At 61.4% G+C, this 24,148-nt stretch carries 17 protein-coding genes; 7 read left to right on the top strand and 10 right to left on the bottom strand.

The genetic code is table 11. From position 1 onward, the window contains the following. Nucleotides 1-94 precede the first annotated feature (94 nt). Nucleotides 95-2,173: a CotH kinase family protein gene (locus I5L79_RS18750; protein ID WP_196956607.1), complete on the bottom strand. Its 2,079-nt coding sequence runs from the start codon at nucleotides 2,171-2,173 to the stop codon at nucleotides 95-97. A gap of 289 nt (nucleotides 2,174-2,462) precedes the next feature. Beyond that, nucleotides 2,463-3,068 (bottom strand): DUF6252 family protein, encoded by a 606-nt coding sequence (locus I5L79_RS18755; RefSeq protein WP_196956608.1) that lies wholly within the window; start codon nucleotides 3,066-3,068, stop codon nucleotides 2,463-2,465. A gap of 331 nt (nucleotides 3,069-3,399) precedes the next feature. Here I5L79_RS18755 and I5L79_RS18760 point away from each other — a divergent pair, with 331 nt between their 5' ends. The 3 genes from I5L79_RS18760 to I5L79_RS18770 all read left to right on the top strand — a co-directional run bounded on the left by I5L79_RS18760 (nucleotide 3,400) and on the right by I5L79_RS18770 (nucleotide 5,170). Then, on the top strand, nucleotides 3,400-4,323 hold the full coding sequence (locus I5L79_RS18760) for an AraC family transcriptional regulator (RefSeq protein WP_196956609.1): 924 nt from the start codon (nucleotides 3,400-3,402) through the stop codon (nucleotides 4,321-4,323). A gap of 71 nt (nucleotides 4,324-4,394) precedes the next feature. Further along, on the top strand, nucleotides 4,395-4,850 hold the full coding sequence (locus I5L79_RS18765) for a hypothetical protein (RefSeq protein WP_196956610.1): 456 nt from the start codon (nucleotides 4,395-4,397) through the stop codon (nucleotides 4,848-4,850). 11 nt (nucleotides 4,851-4,861) lie between these two features. Beyond that, nucleotides 4,862-5,170, top strand: coding sequence for a DUF3817 domain-containing protein (locus I5L79_RS18770; RefSeq protein ID WP_196956611.1), 309 nt, complete (start codon nucleotides 4,862-4,864; stop codon nucleotides 5,168-5,170). 30 nt (nucleotides 5,171-5,200) lie between these two features. Here I5L79_RS18770 and I5L79_RS18775 read toward each other — a convergent pair whose 3' ends face one another. From I5L79_RS18775 to I5L79_RS18790, 4 genes are all read right to left on the bottom strand, one after another. Beyond that, complete coding sequence (locus I5L79_RS18775; RefSeq protein ID WP_196956612.1) at nucleotides 5,201-5,611, bottom strand: response regulator; 411 nt, start codon at nucleotides 5,609-5,611, stop codon at nucleotides 5,201-5,203. A gap of 30 nt (nucleotides 5,612-5,641) precedes the next feature. Then, nucleotides 5,642-8,560, bottom strand: a complete 2,919-nt coding sequence (locus I5L79_RS18780) for a PAS domain-containing protein (RefSeq protein ID WP_196956613.1) — start codon at nucleotides 8,558-8,560, stop codon at nucleotides 5,642-5,644. Nucleotides 8,561-8,671: 111 nt separating this feature from the next. Continuing rightward, complete coding sequence (locus I5L79_RS18785; protein WP_196956614.1) at nucleotides 8,672-11,074, bottom strand: PAS domain-containing sensor histidine kinase; 2,403 nt, start codon at nucleotides 11,072-11,074, stop codon at nucleotides 8,672-8,674. 300 nt (nucleotides 11,075-11,374) lie between these two features. After that, nucleotides 11,375-12,607, bottom strand: a complete 1,233-nt coding sequence (locus I5L79_RS18790; RefSeq protein ID WP_196956615.1) for a PQQ-dependent sugar dehydrogenase — start codon at nucleotides 12,605-12,607, stop codon at nucleotides 11,375-11,377. Between the two features lie 324 nt (nucleotides 12,608-12,931). Here I5L79_RS18790 and I5L79_RS18795 point away from each other — a divergent pair, with 324 nt between their 5' ends. The 3 genes from I5L79_RS18795 (at nucleotide 12,932) to I5L79_RS18805 (ending at nucleotide 16,931) form a co-directional block, all read left to right on the top strand. Further along, nucleotides 12,932-13,411, top strand: coding sequence for a hypothetical protein (locus I5L79_RS18795; RefSeq protein ID WP_196956616.1), 480 nt, complete (start codon nucleotides 12,932-12,934; stop codon nucleotides 13,409-13,411). A 581-nt stretch (nucleotides 13,412-13,992) separates the two neighbouring features. Beyond that, nucleotides 13,993-16,290 (top strand): GH92 family glycosyl hydrolase, encoded by a 2,298-nt coding sequence (locus tag I5L79_RS18800; RefSeq protein WP_196956617.1) that lies wholly within the window; start codon nucleotides 13,993-13,995, stop codon nucleotides 16,288-16,290. A 23-nt stretch (nucleotides 16,291-16,313) separates the two neighbouring features. Continuing rightward, nucleotides 16,314-16,931 carry a hypothetical protein gene (locus I5L79_RS18805; protein ID WP_196956618.1) on the top strand — a complete coding sequence of 206 codons (618 nt, stop codon included), beginning with the start codon at nucleotides 16,314-16,316 and terminating at the stop codon, nucleotides 16,929-16,931. A 164-nt stretch (nucleotides 16,932-17,095) separates the two neighbouring features. Here the strand turns inward: I5L79_RS18805 and I5L79_RS18810 are convergent, their stop codons facing one another. Then, nucleotides 17,096-17,317 carry a hypothetical protein gene (locus I5L79_RS18810; protein WP_196956619.1) on the bottom strand — a complete coding sequence of 74 codons (222 nt, stop codon included), beginning with the start codon at nucleotides 17,315-17,317 and terminating at the stop codon, nucleotides 17,096-17,098. A gap of 214 nt (nucleotides 17,318-17,531) precedes the next feature. On the opposite strand from I5L79_RS18810, the gene I5L79_RS18815 reads away from it, so the two are divergent. Beyond that, on the top strand, nucleotides 17,532-18,806 hold the full coding sequence (locus I5L79_RS18815; protein ID WP_196956620.1) for a glycoside hydrolase family 2 TIM barrel-domain containing protein: 1,275 nt from the start codon (nucleotides 17,532-17,534) through the stop codon (nucleotides 18,804-18,806). Between the two features lie 110 nt (nucleotides 18,807-18,916). Here the strand turns inward: I5L79_RS18815 and I5L79_RS23890 are convergent, their stop codons facing one another. From I5L79_RS23890 to sbcD, 3 genes are all read right to left on the bottom strand, one after another. Next, nucleotides 18,917-19,216 carry a hypothetical protein gene (locus tag I5L79_RS23890; protein WP_231403212.1) on the bottom strand — a complete coding sequence of 100 codons (300 nt, stop codon included), beginning with the start codon at nucleotides 19,214-19,216 and terminating at the stop codon, nucleotides 18,917-18,919. Between the two features lie 141 nt (nucleotides 19,217-19,357). Next, nucleotides 19,358-22,720 carry a DEAD/DEAH box helicase gene (locus I5L79_RS18825; protein ID WP_196956622.1) on the bottom strand — a complete coding sequence of 1,121 codons (3,363 nt, stop codon included), beginning with the start codon at nucleotides 22,718-22,720 and terminating at the stop codon, nucleotides 19,358-19,360. A gap of 139 nt (nucleotides 22,721-22,859) precedes the next feature. Further along, nucleotides 22,860-24,092 carry an exonuclease subunit SbcD gene (sbcD, locus tag I5L79_RS18830; protein WP_196956623.1) on the bottom strand — a complete coding sequence of 411 codons (1,233 nt, stop codon included), beginning with the start codon at nucleotides 24,090-24,092 and terminating at the stop codon, nucleotides 22,860-22,862. Nucleotides 24,093-24,148: the final 56 nt, after the last annotated feature.

The following is a 24,148-nucleotide window of genomic DNA, read 5'->3' on the forward strand; positions in this document are numbered from 1 at the left end:
GTTAGCTCAAAAACGCCAGGAGGGTGTAGCGCCGCCTCTTTACTGCGCTGCACCCTCCTGAAGAATTAACTCAAAAACAGCTTCTGGGCTGCCGCTACTGCTTCACGACTTTCAGATGGTAAGCCGTCTTGCCGATGGTAGCCTGCACGAAGTAGATGCCCGGCGCCAGCGCCTGGTTGGGTTTGATGGGCAGCTCGTGCGGCCCGGCCGGCAGCTGGCCATAGTCCACCCGGCTTACCTGGCGGCCCGTTACGTCGAGCACGCGCACCTGCACCGCGGTGCGGGCCGTGAGCGTGGTGCGTAAGCTCAGCTCCGGGCCGAAAGGGTTGGGAAATACCTGCGTAGCCGTGGCTGGCCCCGTGGGCTGAGCGGCCGTTACGTTGCTGCAGAGGCCGGGCATGTTGGCATCCAGCCAGGCAAAGCGCCCTTTCAGCCACTTTTTCAGGGCCGCAATTTCGCCGGGGTAGTCGGCGGGAATGGGGGAGGGGTTGGGCCAGGTGTACGTGCCCAGGATGGGCCACTGCTGAAAATGCCGGGTCTGCGCCTCGTTCAGGTGGTTGGCGGTGGAGTCGATGTAAGTGTTGAGGCGGTCCAGGCTGAGGGTGCGCTGGCGCAGCTCCTTCCAGCGGCACTGCAGGGCATTCGTGAAGGCAGGGTCCTGGAGCAGGCGCGCCCACCAGAAAGGCACCTGCCACTCGTCGCCGCGGCACACGCTGTTGAAGTTGTAGGCCCAGCCGGTTTCCCAGTTTCCGTCGCAGTAGTCGGCGTTCCACCAGGCCAGGTTGTAGTCCCAGGCGGGGCCGGCGTAAATCTTACCCCCGTCGCTGCGGCGCTTTTTGTGCAGGAAGGTGCTCAGACGCAGCCCGTCCACGTTCTTGCTGATTTCATTCAGGATAAAATAGTCGATAAAGGAATTGACGTCGATGTACTTCGCGTAGCCGGTTTTGGGGTCGGCGAAGTCGGCCGAGGCCAGGGCCGTTTCCACGGAGTCGACGTAAGCCTGCAGGTATTTGGCCTGCTCGGGCTGGATGTCGTCGGCCGAGGGGTACTCGTAAAGGAAGTGGATGATGCTGCCGCTGGAGCTAAGGCGCTTGGAGTTCCAGCCTTCGTTGCCACCGGTGCCGGTGGGCTTATCCAGCTTGAAGATGTAGCCGCCGGTGAGCTTGTTGCCGGAAATATCCACCGGGTCAATTTTCTTGATGTTGACGCGGTTGGCATCGCGCTTGATCTTCTCCATCATCACGTAAATGCCCTGGTACTCGCCGTTAAGCATCAGCTCGCAGTAGCGGGTGCGGGAGGCGTAGTGGCCGGTGCGGTTGGCAATATCGTAGCTCAGCACGTTGCGCATGCCGGTTTTGTCGTTGTAGGGCGCGTAGAGGATCCAGGCGTTTTCCTCCGGCATGCCCATCACCACCGTGTCGTTTTCGAAGTTGCCCGTGTTGCGGGTTTCGATGCTGTAGGACTTCTGCGGAAACAGCTGCGAGGAGCTGCCGCGCAGCTCAATGCCAATCTTGTTGTGGTAGTCGTCGTAGGCATCGGCCAGGCGGTTGCGGCGTCCGTCCTTATGGTTGATGATGCCCATGTAGGCATCCACCTTGGGGTCGTCGGGGATGGCGCGGCCGCCGGTGTTAATCACCACGATGGGCAGGTTCGAGGAGATGAAGCCGGGCGGGGTAGCCGGGGCGTTGCCGAACGTGAGCGACCAGGACGTGACGCTGCCGGCATGGCCGCCCTGGGTGTCGCGCACGCGCAGGCTCCAGGTGCCGTTGGCGGGCTGGTTGTTGTTTACGCTGCCCAGCACGCCCTCCGGCCGGAAGGTATTGCTGAATGGGGCCGTGCCTGCCTTCACTGAGAGCATGGCCGTGCTGTTGAAGCAGGTGTTGCTGTAGTTGGCGCCGCTGCCTCCGTTGCCGACGGATAAATCAACCACCTTCCCATCCGGGGCCTGCAGCTGCACCACCAGCTGGGCCACGCGCGGGTGCTCCATCGTGAAACACACCGATTCCAGTCCGAACAGGTCGTTGACGATGGCTGGCTTCAGGCCGCTCACCGAGGCGGCAAAGGTGGCGGTGGTATTGTCGTCGGGGATGGTGCCGCCGGCGCCCGTAAAAGTTTGGGCCGAAGCCGTGAGGCCCGTCAGGAGCAAGCCAACCAGGAAGTACAGGTGTTTCATCGGAAGGAATAAGCCAGGAAAGATACTACCCTCCGCGCAAACGCCCGTGACTTTCAGCTTTTTCCCCGGAAGAAAGTCCCCCCAACCTTCCGACAATGGTGGGAGAGCCGGTATTCTGCATCCCAGGCCTGACGCATTTGTGGGAGACGTGGTTTTCTGCGCCCCAAGGCTGACGCAATGGTGGGAGGGCTGGGTTGCTGCGCCCCAGGGCTGACGCAATGGTGGGAGGGCCGGTATGCCGCCTCCGGCCTTCCCAGCCAATGCGGCCGGGCTGGAACTCTTGCCGGCGTTACTGCTTGCGGTCGAAACGGCCGGCGCTAACGGTTACCGTGTTGCTTGGGTTGGTGGTGCTGGCGGCGGTAAAATCAAAGGTGCCAGCAGACACGGCCGCGTCGGGGTAGCTCACCGTCAGCACGATGCGGCCGGTGTGTCGGCTGCTGGTTTGGTAGAGCTCGGAGCTGCTGCCCTCACTGATATACACCGTAGCATGGTCTACCACCGTGCTATCGGGGGCCAGGGGCGGCAGGCCCGTATCCTGGTTGAGCAGGAACTGTCCCACTTGGGGCTTGCGCAGGTACAGCGTGACGGTCACCTGCTTTTTGCCCCGGGCACTGTTGAGGCTCAGGCTATACTCGGGCCTGACCTGCCAGCCGGGCAGGGGAGCAAGGGCAGACACATCGTAGCCGCCCACGAGCGGAGGAATTGTCCCGGCCATACCCAGAAAGCTCCCGGTCCAGCCAGTGGCCGGGTACGCGGTGCCGTCGAGCAGGAACCCGCCCGTATTCTGGCCCGTCTGCGTGCTGTCGGGCAGCAGGGAGACAGGGTCCTCTTTTTCGCAGGCGCTGAGCAACAAAGAAGCGCTGAGCAACCAACCGGAAATCTTACGCAGGGCCATAAAACAGTAGTTGTGGTGTGATAGTGTTGTGAAGGTAGAGGGCGCCATACTTCCGGAAAAACCATAGTGAAGACCAATCCGACTTTACGACTGCTCCATGAACCTGTGTATTCCTGCGCAAATGCCCGTTTAGCGACAGGGTCTATTGGCTGAAATCGGACTTTTGGTGCCCCGGTAGATGGGCTTATACAACGCGGCAAAAGCACTTTTCTATTTACGCGGCTATTTGCGCTATCATAGGCCGCAAAGTATTCCGGCCCTTTTATCGTTTGCTTGGTCGTGGCCCTTCTGAAAATCTGAGGCTCCTGTTTTTACAATCAACTGCTCCCTGATGCCTGCCGCTGCTTCCAATGCCATCAAAACCTACCGCATGATGGAGTACGTCCGGCGGTTTACGGCGGAGCCGGCAGCGGTGCAGCAGCTCGTGCTGGCCGACCCCGGGCAGTTTTTTATCGTGGCCGTGGAGCAGCTTTACCCGCTGTTTACGCAGGCCGTGCCTCCTTCGCGGGCTACCGGCCATTCGTTGGTGTATGTTACCTCGGGGCAGGCCCGCATGAGCATCGGCAACGACAGCTACACGGTGGGCCCGCACGAGATGCTGATAGCCCGGGCCGGGCAGGTGTATTCCTTTGAGCCAGGCGACATGAATACGGGCTTTGTGTGTCATTTTCACGATGCTATCCTGCTGGGACAGGCCGCCCCCGCCGACGCCCAGGTGCCGTTTGATTTTCTGCATTTCTGGGGCCGGCCCGTGATTGAGCTTCCCGCGCAAACCGCCGAATTCGTCGGGCAGCTTTTGCACCGGCTGCTGGTGGAGTACACCACCCACGGGCTAACTTACCCGGCCGTGGTGCGGGCCTACCTGCTGGCGCTGCTGCACGAGCTTAACCGGGCCCACTCCACCGACGAACCCGCGCCGCTTACGGCCGCCGCTGCCCTGACCAACCACTTCAAGCACCTGGTGGCTTCCTCGCTCAAAACCACGCACCGCGTGCGCGACTACGCCGAGTGGCTCAATATCTCACCCAACCACCTGAGCAAGTGCGTGCGCCGCGTCACGGGTAAGTCGCCGGCCCGCTGGATTGAGGAAAGCATTGTGCTCGAAGCCAAGGTGCTGCTGTTTCAGAGCAAGTGGTCGGTGGGGGAGGTGGGCGCGGCCGTGGGCATTGAGGATGCTTCCTACTTCAGCCGATTGTTCAGGAAACACACGGGCCTGACCCCGCTGGCTTTTCGCAAGCGGCATACTCCGTCCTAGAATTGGCCGCCTGGGTACTAACCCGGCGCTGCGTAGCCGCCGCATCTTTGCCTCCTCATTTAAGGGGCCGTATGTACCTGACACTTTTAACGCTGCACTCCCTGGTTCGCTGGGTGCTGCTATTGGGCATCTTTGCCAGCATTTTTCGGGCCTGCCGCGGCTGGCTGGGGAGGCGGCCGTTCACCGCCTTCGATAATACCCTCCGGCACACCACGGCCACCGTGGCTCACGTGCAGCTCGTGCTAGGCTATGGGCTGTACCTGGTGAGTCCGCTTATCTCCTCGTTTCACCTGCGCGACGCGGCGCACGCGCCTACCTCGCTGTTTTTCGGCGTGCAGCACGTGGCGTTGATGACGCTGGCCATTACGGTGCTCACCATCGGCTCGGCCCTGGCCAAGCGTCAAACAACCGACCAGGCAAAGTTCCGCACAATGGCTCTGTGGTTTGCGCTGACCCTGGTGCTCATCCTGGTAGCCATTCCGTGGCCCTTCTCCCCGCTGGCGCAGCGGCCGCTTCTTCGCTTTTAAGGCAAAAAACTATGTTCAAATCACCTATTGGCCGCCTGCGCCTGCTGGCATTGGTCGAAGGCATTTCGCTGCTGCTGCTCGTCGGCGTGGCCGTACCCCTGAAGCACTTCTACGGCAACCCGGCGCTGGTGCGCGCCCTCGGGCCGGTGCACGGTCTGCTGTTTCTGCTTTTCGTGCTCAACACCCTGCGCGTGGGCGTGGAGTACCGCTGGCGCTTCGCTACTACCACCTGGAAAGTGCTGCTGGCCTGCCTCGTGCCCTTCGGCACCTTCTACGTGGACTGCAAAATCCTGGCCCCGCTGCAAAAGCAGAGGAGGTAGCGCTGGCTTTTGCAGCTACCGCGCTGCGGATTACCGGGAAAAATGCTCATGCAGAATCTGGTCGACTTTTTCCCGGGTCAGGGGCTTGGTGAGGTAGCCGGCAATGGGCAGGTTCTGCATGCTGGCCACGTCGTTGGGGTTGAGCGACGTAGTGAGCATGATGATAACCACGGCCGGGTTTTCGGTGGGCGGGCGCCGGGTGTAGGCCTGCAGAAACTCCATACCGTTCATACGGGGCATCTTCATGTCCAGCAGAATCAGGGCCGGGCAGCTGGGCGAGGCCACCGGCGCGCAGTGCGTGTGCAGCAGGTCCAGGGCCTCCTGGCCGTTGGTGGCTACCAGTACCGTATCGGTAATGGCCATGCGCCGGAGCAGCGTCTGGTTTAGGTAATTGGTCGTCTCGTCGTCGTCGACGAGCAGGGTACAGGAAATGGCAGCCATGCAGCAGAAAGCAGAAAGTCAAAGGCAGCGTCAGGCGGCAGCGCCGGGCACCTGGGGCAGGTGTACGAAAAAAGTGGTGCCGGCGCCGGGCTGGGAGTGCACTTCGATGCGGCCGCCGGCATTATCGACCATGCGCTTGACCATGTAGAGTCCGATACCTGAGCCCTCCACGTGGGTGTGAAAGCGCTGGAACATGCTGAACAGGCGGGGACGGTAGGAGGGCTCAATGCCCAGGCCGTTGTCATGCACTTCCAGCACGGTGTAGCCCGGGCGCACGTGGGCCCGCACGTCCACGCGGGGCGGTCGGTCGGGCGAGTGGTACTTGAGGGCGTTGCTGAGCAGGTTGTAGACCACGGAGCGCAGGTTTTTCTCCGAGAACTGAATGGCCGGGCGGGCTGCCACGTCGATAACCAGCTTGGCGCCGGTGGCCTGCAGCAGGGGCAGCAGATCCTGGCGCACGTCCTCCACCACGGCAGCCAGATCCACGGATGTGGCCGGCGCGTCGTGCTCCTTCTGCAGCTTGGAAACTTCCGTCAGGTGGTCAATCGTGCGCTTGAAGCGCTCCACCGAGTCCATCATCCGCGTCAGGGTGGGGGCTACGCTCGCGCTTTGCTCACCATCGGTGGGCAACTCCTCCTGCAGCAGGTAAAGCAGGCCTTCGATGTTGCTGATGGGGGCTTTCAGGTCGTGGGAGGCGGTGTAGATGAAGTTGTCCAGGTCCACGTTGGTACGCCGCAGCTGTTCGTTGGCTTCGCTCAGCTCCTGGGCTAGGGCCAGCGCCTGCTGCCCGCCTTCTTCCACCACGCGCCGGGCCTGCACCTGGTCGGTTACTTCGTGGGCGAATACCAGTACCCCATCCACTTCTCCCTGGGCGTTGCGGCGGGCCTGGTAGGTGAAGGTGAAGAACAGGTTCTCCAGGGGGCCGTCGTCGTGGCGGGCCAGCTGCAGGGGCATTTCCCGGGCCACCAGGGCTTCACCCGTGTCGTACACGCCCCGCAGCTGCTGGTAGATAGGCGCGTCGGCAATTTCGGGCAGGGCCTCCAGCACGGGCCGCCCCAGCAGCACCCGGCCTGGGAAAATGCGCTGATAGGCCGGGTTGACGAGCTGGAATACCAGCTCCGGTCCGTCGAGGATGACGATTGGCGCGGGGGCCACCATAAACAGCTGGTGCAGCTGCTGGCGCTCGGCCTCGCGCTGCCGGCGGGCCTGAACCTGCTCCGTCACATCGAAGGCGAAGATGGAAATACCGGCAATCTGGTCCTGCTCGCGGTAAGCCTGGTACGTGAAGGTGTAATACACTTCCTGCGCCGGCCTACCTGCGGCCGGCTCCAGACGCATGGGTAGCTCGGTACCGAAGAACGTGTTGCCGGTGCGGAATACGTTGTCGAGCTGGGCCAGGAAGCCGGCCGCTATGGTTTCGGGCAGGGCCTCGGCCACGGGCCGGCCGGTAAGCTGGCGTTCGGGAAAAAGCTGCTGGTAGGCGGCATTGACGTACTCGAAGCGGTGCTCAGGGCCGCGCAGCAACGCTACGGCGGCGGGCGTGTCGGCCAGGATGTGGAACAGCGCCTCGCGCTCCTGCACCTGCCGCCGGGCTGCGGCCAACACTTGAGCCTGCAGGGCCTCGTTTTGCTGGCGGGCCTGCACCCGCTCAGTCACGTCGATGGCAAAGCTCATCACGCCTTCAATCTGCCCGGTGGCGTCGAACAGGGGCTGGTAGGCCAGGTCCAGGTACACGTCCTGCAGCTCGCCGTTGCCCAGCCGGTCGAGGCGGGTGAGGCGCTCATGCTCGTGCAGGGCCTCGCCGGTACGGTACACGCGGTCCAGGGGCTCGTGCTGCGCCTCGGGCAGCTCGGGCAGGGCCTGGCGCCGCGGCAGCCCCTGCAGGAGGCGGTTGGGCAGCAGTTCCCGGGTGCGGGGGTGAACCAGGGAAAGCACGTGGTCCGGCCCGGTGAAAATGTTGATCAGAGCCGGAGCCTGACTGAACAGGCGCTCCAGGCGGCCGCGCTGCTCCTCGGCTTCGGCCCGGGCGCGCTCGGCCTCCCGGGTGCGGGCCTGCACCCGCGTTTCCAGCTCCTGGTTGAGCTGCTGGAGCTGCTGGCGGGCCAGCAGCTGCTCGGTCACGTTGTAGGAAAAGTCGAGTACGCCATCCACGTTGCCCGCGGCGTCGCGCAGGGGCAGGTAAAAGGCGTTGATATACACAATCTGCGGCTGGCCAGTACCGTCAAAGTCGAGGTGCACGGGCAGCTCCCGGCCGTAGGCGGGCTCACCGCTGACAAACACCTGGTCGAGGCGGTCAAAAAAACCTTGATCGGCCGCTTCGGGCACGGCCTCGCGCACGGGGCGGCCAAGCAGAGTGTGCCGGGGAAAGTAGTCCTGGTAGCGCTGGTTGACGAGCGTGTACACGTGGTCGGGCCCGTGGTAGGTGGCCACCTGGGCGGGCAGGCTCATGAGCACCTGGTAGAGGCGCTGGCGCTGGGTTTCGGCGTCGGCGCGGGCCGCTTTTTCGGCGGCCTGGGCCTCCCGCAGGGCCACTTCCACGGGGGAGCGGGGCTGGTCGGCCGTGTCGGTGAAGCTCACCCACATTCCGTCCCCGGAGCGGCGGGCCGCCAGGCGGTAGTAGTTGTCGTAGCCGTCGGCCTGGTAGTTGATGTTGTAGCTGCGTGGCTCCCCGCTGATGTAGGCATCCACGTGAAAGTCGAAGGTGCCGTGGGCCTTGCTGTGGGGCCACTGCTCGTTGTGGGTGAGCGTGGGCACCTCCGGCATGCGCATCATGCGCTGGGCGGTGGGGTTGAGGTACTCGAAGCGAAAGTCCACGATGCTTCCCGAGCCGGCCGGGTCGTAGATGGGCGTGTAGTAAATCACGCCGGTCATCGACACGGCCAACAAATCGGCCAGCAGGGCATCGGCGGGCAGGGAGCGGAGAGGCGCAGGTACCGGTAAGTCAGGCATTGCGTAGCGGTAAGGAATTGATCAACTCAAAAATGGTAAATCCGGGCTTACTGCGGCAGCGCTGCCCGCAGTACCTGAGCCCCGGCGTAAACACCCGGCAGATTGCCTTTGTCAGCCCACGCCCAGCCGAACGCGAAACGTGGCACCCTGGCCCGGCTGGCTGTCTACCTCGATGGATCCGCCGCGGGCTTCCACGATGCGGTTAACCAGGTACAGCCCCACCCCGGTTCCGGGCGTGTGCGTGTGCAGGCGCCTGAAAAGGTGAAACAGCTCCGCCCCATGCTTTTGCGCGTCGAAGCCCAGGCCGTTGTCTTCCACCACCAGCACGGGCTGGCCCCGCTCATCCCACATCGAGACGTGGATGCGTGCCGGCCTGTCGGGGTCGGCGTACTTCAGCGAGTTGCTCAGCAGATTGAGCAGGATGGTGCGCAGGTTGGCGCGGGCAAACGACAGGGCCGGCCAGGCCGTGAAGTCGGTAGTAATACGCGCCCGGGCCGCCCGTACCTGTGGCTCCAGGGTGTTAACGACTTCCTCGGTAAGGCCATGCAGAGAAACCAGCTCCGTGGGAACCTGGCTGAGTTGCTGCGCTTGGCCCAGGGTGGCTAAGTCGTCGATGGTGATGCTGAGCTGCTGCAGCGCCTCCTGCACCAGGGGCACCAGCAGCTGCTCTTCCTGCGGGTCGGCAAAAACGCTACCGCGGCGCACCTCTTCCAGCAGACCAGCCAGGTTGTTGACGGGCTGCTTGAGGTCGTGGGAAGCGGCATACACAAAGTTGTCCAGGTCGCGGTTGGTGCGCATTAGCTGCTCGTTGGCCTGCTTGAGCTCGGTGATGTCGATGGCCGAGCCCACGTAGCCGTACAGCTCGCCGCTTGGGTAGAAGCTCGGCGCCCCCTGCGACAGCAGCCAGCGGTACTCGCCGTCGTGGCGGCGCATGCGGTGCTCCAGCCGATAGAGCGAGCGGGTGCTGATGGCTTGCTCCAGGGTGCGTTGGGCACGCTCCAGCTCGTCTGCCGGCAGGTAGGCCGCCCAGCCCGTAACCTCATACTCTTCTAGGCTCACGCCCACAAAGTCCAGAAAGGCCTGGTTGGCGTAGCGAATAGTGGTGTCCGGGTTCACGGCCCAAACCTGGTTGGGGGCGGCATCGGCCATGATGCGAAAGCGCGCCTCGCTCTCACGCAGGGCGGCTATAGCCTGCTGCTGAGCCGTTACTTCAAACACGAATGCCAGAATGCCGTTTACCTGCCCCTGCTCGTCGCGGCGGGCCTGGTATACGAAGCTGAAGTAGCGGTTCTCCACCACCCCATCGGCCGGCCGGGCTATGGGCACGAGTAGGGCCTCTTCCTCGTGCGTCAGGCCGGTATTGTACACGCCGCGCAGGAACGACGCAACCCGGGTTCCCTCGATTTCAGGCAGGGCCTCAAAAACCGACTGCCCCAGCAGCTTCCGGCCCGGCAGCAGCAGCTGGTAGCCGGGGTTCACGAACTCAAACACCAGCTCGGGGCCCGCCAGGATGCAGATGCCGGCGGGTGCCTGCATGAACAGGCCCAGCAGCCGCTGCCGCTCCTGTTCGCGCTGTTGTCGGGCCAGCACCTGCTCCGTAACCTCGAAGGCAAAGATGGAAATACCGGCAACCGCGCCCTTTTCGCGGTACGTCTGGTAAGTGAAGGTGAAATACATGTCCTGATGCGGCCGGCCATCGGGTTGCGCCACCGTGAACAGCAACTCATTGCCGTAGAAGGTCTCGCCCGTTTGGTAGACGTTGTCCATCAACCCTATAAAGCCTTGCTCCACAGTTTCGGGCAAGGCTTCAGCCATGGGTAGCCCCACAAGCTGGCGGCCGGGAAACAGCGACTGATACGCCTGGTTCACGTACTCATAGCGGTGCTCGGAACCGCTCAGCAGGGCAATCAAAGCGGGTGTCTGCTCAAATACCTGGTAGAACGTCTCGCGCTCCTCAACCTGGCCCTGTGCTGCTTCCACCAGGGCCTGCTGGGTGCGCAGCTTCTTGTTTGAGGCCTCCAACTCTTCATTAATGTCCGTCAGCTCCTGGGTCAGAACCTGTTCGTGCTTACGGGCCTGTAGTAGCCGGTCGTTGAGCACGTTTTGCGTCACGTCGTTCACTACGTGCAGAAGGTGGCTTATGCGCCCCTGCTCATCAAACACGGGGGCGTTGCGCGTCTGCCAGTAGCGCTCTAGAAACCGGCCTGGGTGGTCGGGGTCAGGTACGTCGTAGCGCTGCCGGTCCATCTGGTGGGGCTGCCGGGTTTCCAGCACCTGCCGTAGCGAGGCCTGCAGGTTCAGCCCGGCATTGGCTTCGGGGTGGGTCGGGTGGGCGGGAAATGCCTCGAACACAGGTTGGCCCAGCAGGTCCTCGCGGCGGGTGAGTGTGGCGGCCAGGTACGCGTCGCTTACTGCTACGATACGCAGCTCCGCCGATAGCAGCAGGGTGGCGTCGGGTAGTGCCTGGATAACGGAAAGGAGCGAGGCGGGTGGGGGCACGCGGAAGATCGGCATTAAGCCAGGTAAGGTAACCGATAAGCCGCCGCGCCTGAGCAGGTTAGGAGCCCGGAGCGCGAGTGGAAAAAGCTGGTGCACCGGGCACTTCAGGCAGCCTCAACAGACAAGGCTGAAAGAGCCCGGAATAAAGCGCGTAAGGTAGGCTTTTTACGCGGGGCCAGGTTCAATGCGGGGCAGGATGGCCGGTCTGAGATACAAGCCGGCAGGCCAACCGGAGCGCCCCCAACTCCCGGGACGGTAACATTTCAGGCAAGCTGGCGGCCGGCAAATGCAATGTTAGCGGGCCGGGCAAAGCCATTATTCCCGGTCGATGCGATACAGGCGGCCTTGGTCGGTGACGGTATACAAAGCGCCATCGGTGCCCTGCGCAATATCCCGGAAGCGTTGGCCTTCGCCGGCCAGCAACCGCTCTTCGCCCACCACCCGGTTGTTTTCAAGCACCAGACGCACGATATGCTGGCCGCTGAGGCAGCCAATAAACAGGTTGTTTTTCCAGCCGGCAATCCGGTCACTGCTATAAAACGTCATGCCGCTCGGCGACACCACCGGGTCCCAGTAATACACCGGCTGCTCAAGCCCCTCGCGCTGCTGGATGGCACTGCCCACGGGCTGCCCGCTGTACTCGATACCGTAGGTTATGGTCGGCCACCCATAGTTAGCGCCGCTTTGGAGGCGGTTAAGCTCGTCGCCGCCGCGGGGGCCGTGCTCACTTTGCCAGGCCTCCCCGGTTACGGGATGAATGGCCAGCCCCTGCGGATTCCGATGCCCAATGGAGAACAGCTCGGGACGGGCGCCCGCTGCGCCAAAAGCCGGGTTCCCGGGTGCCGGCTGCCCATCCTTCGTGATGCGGATAATCTTACCCAAGGCCGACGCTACGGCCTGCGCCTGGGGCCGCGTAGCCAGGTCCGACCGCTCACCAGTGCTCACCAGCAGGTTGCCGGTGCGGTCAAACACTACGCGGCCGCCATAGTGCAGCGTGCCGTCGTACGCTGGCTCGGCCCGGTAAATCACGGTGGCTCCTTCCAGGGCCTGGTCGTTGTCGGCGAGCCGGCCCTTGGCAATGGCCGTCAGGTTGCCCCCCGGGCGGGCTTCCGAAAACGACCAGTATACCATGCGGTTGGTCGCAAAATCAGGGTCGAGGCACAAACCCAGCAGGCCTCCCTGTCCGGCCGCATTAACCGGCGGTATGCCCGTAATGGGCGCGCTTACCGCGCCGGAAGCGCTGACAATCCGCAAACGGCCGGCCTTCTCGGTCACCAGCAAGCGGCCATCGGGCAGGCTGGTGATGCCCCAGGGGTTGGCCAGCGAGGACGTGAGGATGGTTGCCCGGTAGCTGCCGGCAGGGGTGGTGACGCCATTCACGCGGGTTTGGCCGGTAAAAGCCGGCCGGTAGTTGGTATTGGCGGCTTTCGTTTCCACCGGAGAACCGGCCAGATCATTCGTGGCCGGGTCGGCTGCCGTATCGTTTTTGCGGGAACAGGAAAGCAAGGCCAGCGAGCAGCCAAGGATGCAAAGCAGGGACTGATTCATAGATGAAAGATTGAGCGGGTAGTTCCCTTGTAACGCTCTTCCCTCGACTGCGGCCGAATCTTCCGTTGATTTCCCTATGGTGCCTGCTAAGCCCAGCCAGCGTATTATCCGGGACTGGGAGTTGGATAGCGCCACGCTTCAGCGCTTAACCGGAAAACCGGGTTGCTGCCTTGCATTAAACGCCTTGAGCTTGTCCTGCGCCAAAGCAGCAGGACGCACGTAAAACATTCGCTTCCTACCTTGTCAGCTTCAACCCCCCACGATTGGAGTCGACACCCCGTCGCTGCTTGGGTAGCTTCTTTACACAATACGGTTAAATGTGATATGGATAAGACAGAAGTTCGAATAGTTGATGGGGCGGACAAAGAAATTTTCAAGTTCTGTTACACCGATGGAAGTACAAAATACGAATACTTAAACCATGTCAAGCAGGAAATTATTCAGGTACTACTGGCTTTGGCAGCTAATTATACAAACCTTTCGGTGGATGATGTTGTCGACCATTTGGAGTGTGTCGAAGAAACACAATATCTATTTTCCATTGAGGTATTTGCATACCTAAACTCCCAAATTGATTTTTTTAAACAAGAAGAGTGGAATAATATCATTGGTGTGACGAAGATATTTATTGATCTGTTAAAGCCAGGATGGTGGGATGAAATCAGAAGTACTAGCCACCAAGAATGGCAGGAGCTAAGACAGAATGCAAACGAGCTTCTGACGAGACTTAATATTCAGTATCAGGACTCTGTTGACTACGTGGACCAGCATATGCATTTTGACATTCTGCGAGTTGTTTGCTGAAAAACGTACTTTTCAGATACATGCTTGCCTTTCCAACTTCCACGTCCTCAACCGAAGCTGATGAAACTACCGCCGCTTACTGCGCTGGCCCTAAACTACTATTGAAAAACTGAATGAAGTACACTTGGCTAGGTTTGTACACGCTGATATCTGTAGCAGTTCAGCCTGATCAAAGAATTATAGGAACGTATTACTCTGTTGGCGACAGATTCGAGAAGCATTCAACGATTACGCTGAAGCCAGATGGAGTATTTGTCTATTCGGCTGGTGTAGGTGGCTGTCAGGTTGAGGTTACAGGTAAGTGGCGAGTGGAAAGAAATAGGCTGTATCTGATTAACGACAAAGAGTTTCAGAATAATCCTACTGATACCAGCCGTTGGCATCCCTTTTACCCTGATATGAGTTTATCTGCGTGGAAGCTAAGCGTAAATGCAATCAAGCCACTACGGCCAGTACATAGTGGCTGCGTTGTGGATGGGAGAAGGCATGTTAGAGGGAGGTAACGAATGGTTTTAGTTGCAGGACGCACGTAAAATATTCACTTGTTACCTTGCCAGCTTCAACGCCCCTTCCCGAAGCTGATGAAACTACTGCCACTGGCCGCGCTGCTTTTCGCGTCCTTTCCAACCTTCGCCCAGAAAGCAAAGCCCACCGAAAACCTGGTGCAGTACGCCAAGCCGCTGGTGGGTACGGCCCGGATGGGGCACACATATCCAGGGGCTACGGTGCCCTTCGGCATGGTGCAACTCTCGCCCGATACCGACACGCTCAGCTACGAGCTGAACGGCAAGTACAATCCCAAAGTGTACGAGTACTGCGCCGGCTACCAGTACGCTGATAAAACCATCGTCGGTTTCTCGCACACCCACTTCAGCGGCACCGGTCACTCCGATCTGGGCGACTTTCTGGTGATGCCCACCACCGGCCCGCTCCAGCTCAACCCCGGCACCGCCGACCAGCCCGAGCGCGGATTCCGCTCCCGGTTTTCGCACCAGAACGAGTTAGCCGAGCCCGCCTACTACCGCGTCAAGCTCGACGACCACAACATTCTGGCCGAGCTGACGGCCTCCAACCGGGTGGGGATGCACCAGTACACGTTCCCGCAGTCCGAGCAGGCGCACATCATTCTCGACCTCACGGCCGGCATCTACAACTATCCCGATAAGAACGTCTGGACCTTTGTGCGGGTGGAAAACGACACGCTCGTGACCGGCTACCGCCAAACCCACGGCTGGGCCCGCACCCGCACCGAGTACTTCGCCATGAGCTTCTCGAAGCCGTTCGTGAGCTACGGCAGCCGCAACCTGTCCAAGAAACAAGTGTACCGCGGCTTCTGGGGCCGCTTCGACCAGACCAAAAACTTCCCCGAACTGGCCGGCGAGCAGCTGCGCCTGTTCTTCGACTTTAAGACCACGGCCGGGGAGAAGGTAAAAGTGAAAATGGCCTTGTCGGGCGTGAGCACCGAGGGCGCGCTGCGCAATATGCGGGCCGAAGTGCCGGGCTGGGATTTCGAGGCGGTGAAGCGGGCGGGGCAGGCGCTGTGGCAGCAGGAGCTGGGCAAAGTGGTAATTGAGTCGCCGAAGCGGACGGACAAGGAGAACTTCTACACGGCCATGTACCACGCGGCCCTCAGCCCCACCACCTATATGGACGTGGACGGCCAGTACCGCGGCCTTGACCAGAATATCCATAAGGCCGAAGGCTTCACCAACTACACCTCGTTTTCGCTCTGGGACACCTACCGCGCCTTGCATCCGCTCTACAACCTGCTGCAAACCAGGCGTAACGCCGACATGGTGCAGTCCATGCTGGCGCACTTCGACCAGAGCACGATGCACATGCTGCCCATCTGGAGCCACTACGCCAACGAAAACTGGTGCATGATTGGCTACCATTCGGTGCCGGTGCTAGTGGATGCCGTGCTAAAAGGCGTGGTGCCCGCCGACCAGGCCCAGCGCGCCCTCGACGCCTGCGTGGCCACCGCCCACCAGCAGCGCTACGACGGCATCGGCCTATACGAGCAGCTGGGCTACGTGCCCGAAGACAAAAGCGGCGCGTCGGTTTCCAAAACGCTGGAATACGCCTACGACGACTGGTGCATTGCGCAACTAGCTAAGAAGCTGGGCAAGGCGGACATCGAAGCGGAGTTCAGTAAGCGCGCCCAAAACTGGCAGAACGTGTACGACCAGCGCATTGGCTTCATGCGCCCCCGCCTCGCCGACGGCTCCTTCCGCCCACGCTTCGACGTGCTCAGCACCCACGACCAAGGCTTCATTGAGGGCAACGCCTGGAACTACAGCCTCTACGTGCCACAGGACCCGGCGGCGCTGATTGCCAAAATGGGCGGCGAAAAGAAGTTTCTGCCCCACCTGGATTCGCTGTTCACCATGCACCTGCCCGACAAGTTCTTCGCCGAAACCGAGGATATCACCCGCGACGGTATCATCGGCAACTACGTGCACGGCAACGAGCCCGCCCACCACGTGGCCTACCTCTACAACTGGACCAGCCAGCCCTATAAAACCCAGGCTCGCGTGCGGATGATTCTGCCCAAGATGTACCGCCCCACCCCTGACGGACTCGGCGGCAACGACGACTGCGGGCAGATGTCGGCCTGGTACATCTTCTCGGCCCTGGGCTTCTACCCCGTGGCTCCTGGCTCGCCGGAGTACGCCCTCGGCAGCCCCGCTGTGCACGGTGCCACCATCAACCTGGAAAACGGCAACACCTTTCGCATCACCGTCAAAAACCAGAGCGACAAGAATGTCTACGTGAAGGAAGCCCGCCTCAACGGCCAGAAACTCACGCGTCCATTTCTCCAGTATGCCGATGTGGTAAAGGGCGGGGAGTTGGTGTTTGTGATGGCGGGGAAACCGTGAGGCTATAACAACACACAGAAAACATGTCAAGCCTTGAATTACCAAAAACAACCCGTTTCGCTGGAAAAAGCGAAGTGCCGCGTTCTTACTGGGATAAAATTGCCGCACGCCTGGAAGCACATTTTGTTGAGGGCTATGTGCTGTCAGATGTGGAAGATCCCCAACAGTTGTTTCGTTTCTATGCCGAAATAAACATTAATAATTCGCGCTTGTGGCAGCTGTTTAAGGACTTAGCAGCCATACTGCCAGATGTATGCGCTTGCCTTTTCTGCCCGTATGGAGATGAGGTGACTTACGGCGAGTATCAGGACAAAGAGCTGACACTAGCCGTACTGGGCTCTTTAAAAAGTGAGCTGGCCGCAGACTGCCGCTTAGAGTTCGGGCTTATCTACAACGATGAAGAAACGTTAATAGAAATCTATGTGGCGGAATCGAAGTTTGTCAAGGTATGGGGTATAGACCGGCCGCACTTCGAGCAGATTATGAAGCAGTACGGCATTCCGGAATTTGAGAAAATGCGTTTTGTGGATGAGTTTCCCAAAGTGGTGGTCCCTCTGACAACGCTAGATTCACAAGCCAAGTCGACCGAAGAAGTACTTAACTTGCTAACAAAAGCATTTGCACCTGAAGGCCGGGAATAAGTAACCGCTGCCAGTGAGCCTCTATGACGCATTTTGCCAGCACAATGTTGGGAACCGCAGAGCAAGGGCACCAGTTGGGTAATGTGCGCCTACTGCAGCAGTAGCGCACAAAAACGCCCCATCCTGATAGGAATGGGGCGTTTGCATAATCAGTGGCGGACCGCTTACCAGGGCTTGCTGGCGACTTTGTTTTTGTTGCGGTTGTAGAGGTAAGCAGCCCCGGCAGCCAGCAGGGCACCGCCCAGCAGCTTGCGGTTCATACCCCCGGGACGAGCGGAGGTATCATACGTTCCAGTGGTTGGGTTTACGGCAGTACGTCCGCCAAACAGGCCTGAAAGCAGGCCCCCCATAGTGCCGCTCGGGCGGTCAGAACCAAATATGCTCATGATTGACAAGGAAAATGGTGTAGGCTCCGTAACGTACGCCAAGGCCCCATTGTTGTGTACAGCTGCACTTGTTAAAGTTCCGCTCGGCTAAAACTGGCGCCAGTTGGGTTGCCCAATGGCGTCTTCCGGGCTCCGGCTGGCGGTTGAGTTGGTGGGTATGCCAAACGCGTGCTAGCTTTAGGCCAATCCTTCCCGTTCTCTTTTCGCGCATCCCATGAAGTTCCCTGTGTTGCTGGCGCTGCTGGCTTTTACCTCCGCGGCCTCCGCGCAAAATGGCCCCATCAAAGTTGAAGTAAAGCAAGCCGACGGCCGCTATGAGCTGCGGCGTGGCGGGCAGCCCTACTTTATCAAAGGCGCGGGCGGTGGACAGTTTCCGGAGCGCGTGCGGGCCTACGGCGGCAACTCCCTGCGCACCTGGAGCACCGATGGTGCCGACAAAATGCTGGTCGAAGCCCAAAAGAATGGCCTTACCGTGATGCTGGGCCTGGATGTAGCCCGCGAGCGGCACGGCTTCAACTACGACGACCCCCAGGCCGTGGCGGCCCAGCTGCAGAAGCTGCGCGCCGAAGTCATCAAGTACAAAGACAACCCCGCCGTGCTGTTCTGGGGCATCGGCAACGAGCTGAACCTGGAGTACAAGAACCCCAAGGTGTGGGACGCCGTGGAGCAGATTGCCCGCATGATTCACGAAGTGGACCCCAACCATCCTACCAGCACCGTGCTGGCGGGCATCAACCAGCCGGAAGTCGACTATATCAAGGCCAAGTGCCCCTCGGTGGACATTCTGAGCATCAACACCTACGCCGGGCTGGCAGCCATTCCGCAGCAGGTGCGCACCATGGGCTGGACCGGCCCCTACGTAGTAGCTGAGTGGGGGCCCACCGGCCACTGGGAAAGCCCCGTAACGCCCTGGAAAGCCTCGGTGGAGGAAACCAGCAGTCAGAAAGCCGCCGTGTACCAGAGCCGCTACGAAGCCTCGGTGGCCAAGGATAAAACTCAGTGCCTGGGCACTTACGTGTTTCTGTGGGGCCAGAAACAGGAGCGCACACCCACCTGGTACGGCATCTTCACCGAAGATGGCAAGGAGTCGGAAGTAGTGGATGTGATGCAGTACCTGTGGAGCGGGCAGTGGCCCAAAAACCGCGCCCCGCACCTAGCCTCGTTCACGCTGGATGGCAAGCAGGCTACCGACAACGTGCGGCTGCAGCCCGGCAAAGCCTACCCCGTGCAGGCCGCCGTATCGGACCCTGACAAGGACAAGCTAACCTACCGCTACGAGCTGCTGCCCGAAAGCACTGACCTGAAAACCGGCGGCGACCGGGAAAGCCGCCCCAGTGCCATTGCCGGACTGCTGCCGAAGGGCGCTACCGGCCAAACCACTCTTACCGCGCCCAAGCAGGAAGGTGCCTACCGCCTGTTCGTCTATGCCTACGACGGCCAGGACAACGTAGCCACGGCCAACATCCCGTTTTATGTGGGTGGAAAGTAGGTCGATGTAGGGGCGGGGCTTGCCCCCGCCCGCCGTTGAACCAACCTCGTGCTCGTGGTTCTATACCGGGCGGGGGCAAGCCCCGTCCCTACAATTGACGTTCAAACTCGCTAATTCCCCTGATTGATCAGGTTCTCGACCAGCGTCACCATCGTGTGGCCACTTTGCTTCGCAGCTGCACCAGATACTGCCATAGCACGCCGGTAGCCCACTGCCGAAAGTGCGTCCCCCGCAATGATTTCACTCGATACCCAACGGAAATGATTACGTCGAGGTTGTAGTGCTTCACGCGGAAGGGTTGTGCCATCGGCTGCAGTTGTCAAGGATTCCTCACTAACTGCGGTTTCCTCCAACTCGCCTCTTTGAAAACGTTGCGCACGTGCATCGTAACGTTTGGACGGAAACATCATACAGCTCCGCCATCTGGGCCTGCTTGAACGTCTCATTCTGGAGGTGTACTTCCAGCTGAGTTTGCCCGTTGGGGCAGGTAAAGAAGGATATTAGACGTAGCGGGCATAGATAGTGTATAGGTAGGGCCGAAGGTGGAACATCTAGCTGAACAGCTCCAGCAACTCCTGCGGCGTCAAAGACTTGAGCAGGGACGCATCGGTTTTGATTAGGTCGTGGGCCAGCTCCCGCTTGCCTTCCTGCAGCTTCATGATTTTCTCCTCAATGGTATCGGGGCAGATAAGGCGCACAGCCACCACCTTACGCGTCTGGCCGAGGCGGTGGGCGCGGTCAATAGCCTGGTTCTCGACGGCCGGGTTCCACCAAGGGTCTACAAGGTACACGTAGTCGGCGGCGGTGAGGTTGAGGCCGGTGCCCCCCGCTTTGAGGCTGATCAGAAACACCCGCACGCTTTCCTCCTCCTGAAATGCCCGCACCGCGGCTGCCCGGTGGCGCGTCTGGCCGGTGAGCTGCTGGTAGTCGATGCCGCGCCGCTCCAACTCCGGCCGGATCAGGTCGAGCATGCCCACAAACTGCGAGAAAATCAGGAGCTTGTGCTGGGGGGCTTTGGTTTCAATTTCTTCCAGCAGCACGGCCAGCTTGGCCGAGGCAGGGCCCAGATACTCCTCATCGGGCAGCAGCGCCGGGGCATTGCAGATCTGGCGCAGGCGGGTGAGGCCCTGCAGCACGTGCGCGCTATTTTTGCGGGGCGTATCGGGGTGCTGGCCCGCCAGCTTGGCCCGGAATTCCTGGCGACATGCCTCATAGATGCGGCGCTGCCCGGCACCCATTTCGCAGTAGAGCACCATTTCGGTTTTGGCCGGCAGCTCGGCCGCTACCTGGGCCTTGGTGCGGCGCAGCACAAACGGGCTGATTTTGCGCTGCAGCGCCCGCGCGTGCCGCCCATCCTTGAACTTGTCGATAGGGGCAGCGTACTGGTCCTGGAAATGTTGGCGGCTGCCCAGCAGCCCGGGGCAGGCAAAGGAAAGCTGCCCGTAGAGGTCGTAGGTGTTGTTTTCAACCGGCGTGCCCGTTAGTACCAGGCGGTTGCGGGCCTGCAGCAGGCAGGCGGCTCGGTAGCGCTGGGAGTCGGGGTTTTTGATGGCCTGCGCCTCATCCAGCACCACGTAGTTGAAGCGGTACTCGCGCAGCCAGCGAATGTCCGACACCACTGTGTTGTAGGTCGTCAGCACGATATCAAACCCCTCAAATTCCCGAGCAGCCTGGCGGCGGCCAGCGCCGTGCAGCACGTGCACCCGTAGGGAAGGCGCAAACTTCTGCCCCTCGGCCAGCCAGTTGAACACCAGTGAAGTTGGCACCACCACCAGGCTGGCAGCTGGGTGGCCTTTTGCGCGCTGCGTCAGCAGAAACGCCAGCACCTGCAGGGTTTTGCCCAGGCCCATATCATCGGCCAGGCAGCCGCCGAAGTTGAAGGTGTCGAGGAGATTAAGCCAGTTGAGGCCCTGGCGCTGGTACTCACGCAGGGTAGCCTGCAGCTCCGCCGGCACGGGCACTAACTCAATACCCGAGAAGTCAGTAACGGCGGCGCGGTAGCGGGCCAGCTGGGCTGCGGCGGAGGGCGCCAGGGCTTCGGGGGCGTACAGTTCGGCGAGGGTAACGAAGTTGATGCTGGGCGTGCGAATCCGCTCTTCTTCCACGTGGCCGGCGGCAAACCAGGCGGCGAACTTCTCCAGCCATTCCTGGGGCAGAATGCCGCGCGTGCCATCATCGAGCTGCACGTAGCGGCGGCGGTTGCGCACGGCCTGCTGCAGGTGCCGCAGCGTAACCTGCTGCCGCCCAAAGTGTACGCCCACGGCCGTATCAAACCAGTTGGTTTCGCCGGTCACGCGCACCGTAATGCGGGCTTTGTGGGGATTTAGCGTGTTTTTCCTGAGCTGGTTGAATCCCAGGATGGTGATGCCGGCCCGGCGCCAGTCGTCGAAGGCTTCCAGAAACCAATCTTCCCGCAAAAACTGTGTTTTGGGCACGTACAGCGCCTCCTGTTGCAGTTGCTCCCGGAACTCGGGGTACTGGCGCAGCAGCGCCGCCACAAACCGGTCCTCGGCCGTGGCATCCCGGGTGAGCACAAACGGCCGGCCCAGCTCATCCACCGCGTGCAGCTGCCGCCGCGAGAGGATGGACACTTCCTTGGGGCCGTAGCGCATCACGGGCAGCAGCTCCACGCCTGGGCCGGCATCAGAAAGATAAAGCAGCAGCTCGGGCGGGGTGTCGAAGCCGGCAGCAGCGCGCTCCTCGGGCGTGGCCGGGCGCAGGTGGCCGTAGCTGATGTGCAGTCGGTCTTCGAGGTTGGCCAGCACGTCCCGCTGAAACTCCGCAAACTTGCTTTGATGAATCAGCAGGGTGTTGTTGCGCTTCCGGAAAAACTCTACCACCCGCCACACCGCCACATCGTCCAGCAGGTAAAGGGCCTCCGGCGTCGCCACAAAGTACTCGTAGCGGATGGTGAGAGTCTGCAGGTCGTACGGCTGGTCGTGGAGCAGGAGCTTGCCGCTGATTTCGTAGTAGTCGTTCTGCTGAGTCACCGTCAGCCGCAGATCCGTGCGGGCCGTGCGCAGCTGCACCGGGCTGAGGGACTGGGCCGTGAAGTTGTCGGAAACGGACGGGGTGTGCGTGTAGAAAGCTACGTCGGCCGGATTCTGCACCACGGCCCGCAGGGCGTTGAGGGATGCTGCTGAGCGGGTGTCCTCAAAATTGCGCTGGAAGTGCGCTACGGCGGTGTAGAATTTGATTTCCTCGGCATCCTGCAGAAGCCAGATGCCTTCCAGCGGCTGAAGCAGAAGAACAGGGTTTTTGACTTTGCCCGCGGCTGTCAGGGCGGCCTCGGCCAGTTGCAGCGTGAGGTGGCCGTAGTACTTATGGCGCGTTAGTACCAACAGCTTGCGGCTGCCCGCCGGCGCAACGAGCGGCGTCGGCCTGGGCGGCAGCAGCTGCGCTATCAGCTCCTGGTTGGCAGCAGCCGTGACGGGGTAGAGGGCTGCCTGCCGGGGCGTTGCCGTCACAGAAGCGGGGCGCGTGTACGTCAGCTCAAAATGCGCGTCTAGGTCGGCGACCTGCTCCAGGCCATAGTCGCGGGCAAGGGCGCGCAGGTAGTGGTGGCGGGCGGGCTGGTCGAAAAACAAGCGCAGTTCCTTGCGCTGCACTACGGCCAGGAGCACCAGTGCCTGATGCTCGCAGAGCACCGCTTTAGGCGTAATACAGGCGCAGGAAATAAGTAGGTTGCCATCCAGCTGCTGTACCGCCACCACCGGGAAAGACAGCGTACCGGCTGTGCTGATGAAGGTGCCGTGGTTTAGCTCCAGCGTTTCGGGCTGAATGGAAGCCAGCGTGCGGGCATCGGTGGGCGGCAGCTCGGCACAGTGCAGCCACACCACAGCGCTGGTCAGGTCCGTTACCGTCAGGCCGGGCAAAATGTACTTGTGTGGATGAGGCGCCGGCGAAACGGACATGTAAAAGGCTGTGGCAGGTTGCCGGATATGATTCAAACACAGACTGCGCCGGAAGTGCCTGTCAGTACTTCGCAAAGCAGCTTCCGGCTGTTCTGGCTTGGTGCCAGCGGCGCAGCAGGGAGAGCAGGACGCTGCGCCTCTACATCCGTTCCAGCAGCTCGTCGAAGGTTCGCAGCAGGTCGGCGCGGCTGGCTTCGGCCTCCGCTTCGAGGCGCTGCTCAAATACTTCCCGTTCCGTGAAGTCGTGGAGGCTGCGGGTGAGGGAGGCGTCGGCCTCTTCCTCGTCCTGGCCCAGGGCGCGGAGCTTTATCAGGCGAAAATGGCGGCGGGCCAGCACTTCCAGCTGCTTTCGGTCCAGCTCCTGAATTACCTTGAGCAGGGCGTCGGCCACTTCCAGCTGCGTCAGCTCCGAGTGAATCTGCACGTCGGCCCAGGCCGGCAGCAGGTAGCCGGTATTGTCGTAGGAAGTGAGGCCCAGGGTTACTTCATCCAGCGTGCCGTGGAAGCGCACCAGCCGCCGCGCCCCTGGCACCGGCAAACTCAGCAGCTGGGTGAGCTTGCCGCCCGCAAAGTCCAGCAGCAGCACTTCCTTCGGGTGGTCGATTTCCGAGAAAGACAGTGGGATAGGGGAGCCGGAATAGCGGATATGCTCCCGGCCGCCCACGCGCTGCGGGCGGTGCAGGTGGCCCAGGGCCACGTAGTCGAACACCGCCGGGAAATGGTCGGCCGTTACCTGCCCCAGGTTGCCCACGTGAATCGTGCGCTCCGAATCCGACGGGGCGGCGCCGGCGGCGTAGAGGTGGCCCGTAGCCAGCACGGGCAGGCCCAGGTCCTTGAGTTGCCACACCTGCTCCACTTCCGCAAGGCGCAGGTAGTGGTCGGCAATGCCCTGCTTGATGCGGGATTCGCGCTCCTCGGCCGTTTCGCCGGGCACGGAAAGGCGCACATCCCGGTCGCGCAGGAAAGGCACAGCGCACACCACCAGCCCGGGCTGACCGGCATCATCATCCAGCACCAGCACCTGGTCCTCGAAGCACTCGGGCACGCAGCCCACCACGTGTACGCGCAGGTGGCGTAGTAGCCGGGCCGGGGCGTTGAGCGTGGCCGGCGAGTCGTGGTTGCCGCCTACCACCACAATGTCGCGGCAGGTAGTTTTCTGCATGTTCAGCAGGAAGCTGTAGTACAGCTCCAGGGCCTGGTTGGAGGGCGAGCCGGTGTCGAATACGTCGCCGGCCACCACCAGCACTTCTACCTGCTGATCCTGTATGGTCTGCACCAGCCAGTCCAGAAAATGGCGGTGCTCCTCGGTTCGTTCGTGGCCCTGAATAAAGCGCTGGCCCAGGTGCCAGTCGGCGGTGTGTAGTACGCGCATAACCACGAAGGTACGGCCGCCGGCTTCAACAAGAAAGCCCCGGCCGGTAGCGCCAG

The organism is Hymenobacter guriensis (assembly GCF_015773195.1).
Lineage (GTDB): Bacteria > Bacteroidota > Bacteroidia > Cytophagales > Hymenobacteraceae > Hymenobacter > Hymenobacter guriensis.

Excerpts from the sequence above, each read along its gene's own strand:
- I5L79_RS18750 (WP_196956607.1), bottom strand. The coding sequence starts at position 2,173 with ATGAAACACCTGTACTTCCTGGTTGGCTTGCTCCTGACGGGCCTCACG.
- I5L79_RS18755 (WP_196956608.1), bottom strand. The coding sequence starts at position 3,068 with ATGGCCCTGCGTAAGATTTCCGGTTGGTTGCTCAGCGCTTCTTTGTTG.
- I5L79_RS18760 (WP_196956609.1), top strand. The coding sequence starts at position 3,400 with ATGCCTGCCGCTGCTTCCAATGCCATCAAAACCTACCGCATGATGGAG.
- I5L79_RS18765 (WP_196956610.1), top strand. The coding sequence starts at position 4,395 with ATGTACCTGACACTTTTAACGCTGCACTCCCTGGTTCGCTGGGTGCTG.
- I5L79_RS18770 (WP_196956611.1), top strand. The coding sequence starts at position 4,862 with ATGTTCAAATCACCTATTGGCCGCCTGCGCCTGCTGGCATTGGTCGAA.
- I5L79_RS18775 (WP_196956612.1), bottom strand. The coding sequence starts at position 5,611 with ATGGCTGCCATTTCCTGTACCCTGCTCGTCGACGACGACGAGACGACC.
- I5L79_RS18780 (WP_196956613.1), bottom strand. The coding sequence starts at position 8,560 with ATGCCTGACTTACCGGTACCTGCGCCTCTCCGCTCCCTGCCCGCCGAT.
- I5L79_RS18785 (WP_196956614.1), bottom strand. The coding sequence starts at position 11,074 with ATGCCGATCTTCCGCGTGCCCCCACCCGCCTCGCTCCTTTCCGTTATC.
- I5L79_RS18790 (WP_196956615.1), bottom strand. The coding sequence starts at position 12,607 with ATGAATCAGTCCCTGCTTTGCATCCTTGGCTGCTCGCTGGCCTTGCTT.
- I5L79_RS18795 (WP_196956616.1), top strand. The coding sequence starts at position 12,932 with ATGGATAAGACAGAAGTTCGAATAGTTGATGGGGCGGACAAAGAAATT.
- I5L79_RS18800 (WP_196956617.1), top strand. The coding sequence starts at position 13,993 with ATGAAACTACTGCCACTGGCCGCGCTGCTTTTCGCGTCCTTTCCAACC.
- I5L79_RS18805 (WP_196956618.1), top strand. The coding sequence starts at position 16,314 with ATGTCAAGCCTTGAATTACCAAAAACAACCCGTTTCGCTGGAAAAAGC.
- I5L79_RS18810 (WP_196956619.1), bottom strand. The coding sequence starts at position 17,317 with ATGAGCATATTTGGTTCTGACCGCCCGAGCGGCACTATGGGGGGCCTG.
- I5L79_RS18815 (WP_196956620.1), top strand. The coding sequence starts at position 17,532 with ATGAAGTTCCCTGTGTTGCTGGCGCTGCTGGCTTTTACCTCCGCGGCC.
- I5L79_RS23890 (WP_231403212.1), bottom strand. The coding sequence starts at position 19,216 with ATGATGTTTCCGTCCAAACGTTACGATGCACGTGCGCAACGTTTTCAA.
- I5L79_RS18825 (WP_196956622.1), bottom strand. The coding sequence starts at position 22,720 with ATGTCCGTTTCGCCGGCGCCTCATCCACACAAGTACATTTTGCCCGGC.
- sbcD (WP_196956623.1), bottom strand. The coding sequence starts at position 24,092 with ATGCGCGTACTACACACCGCCGACTGGCACCTGGGCCAGCGCTTTATT.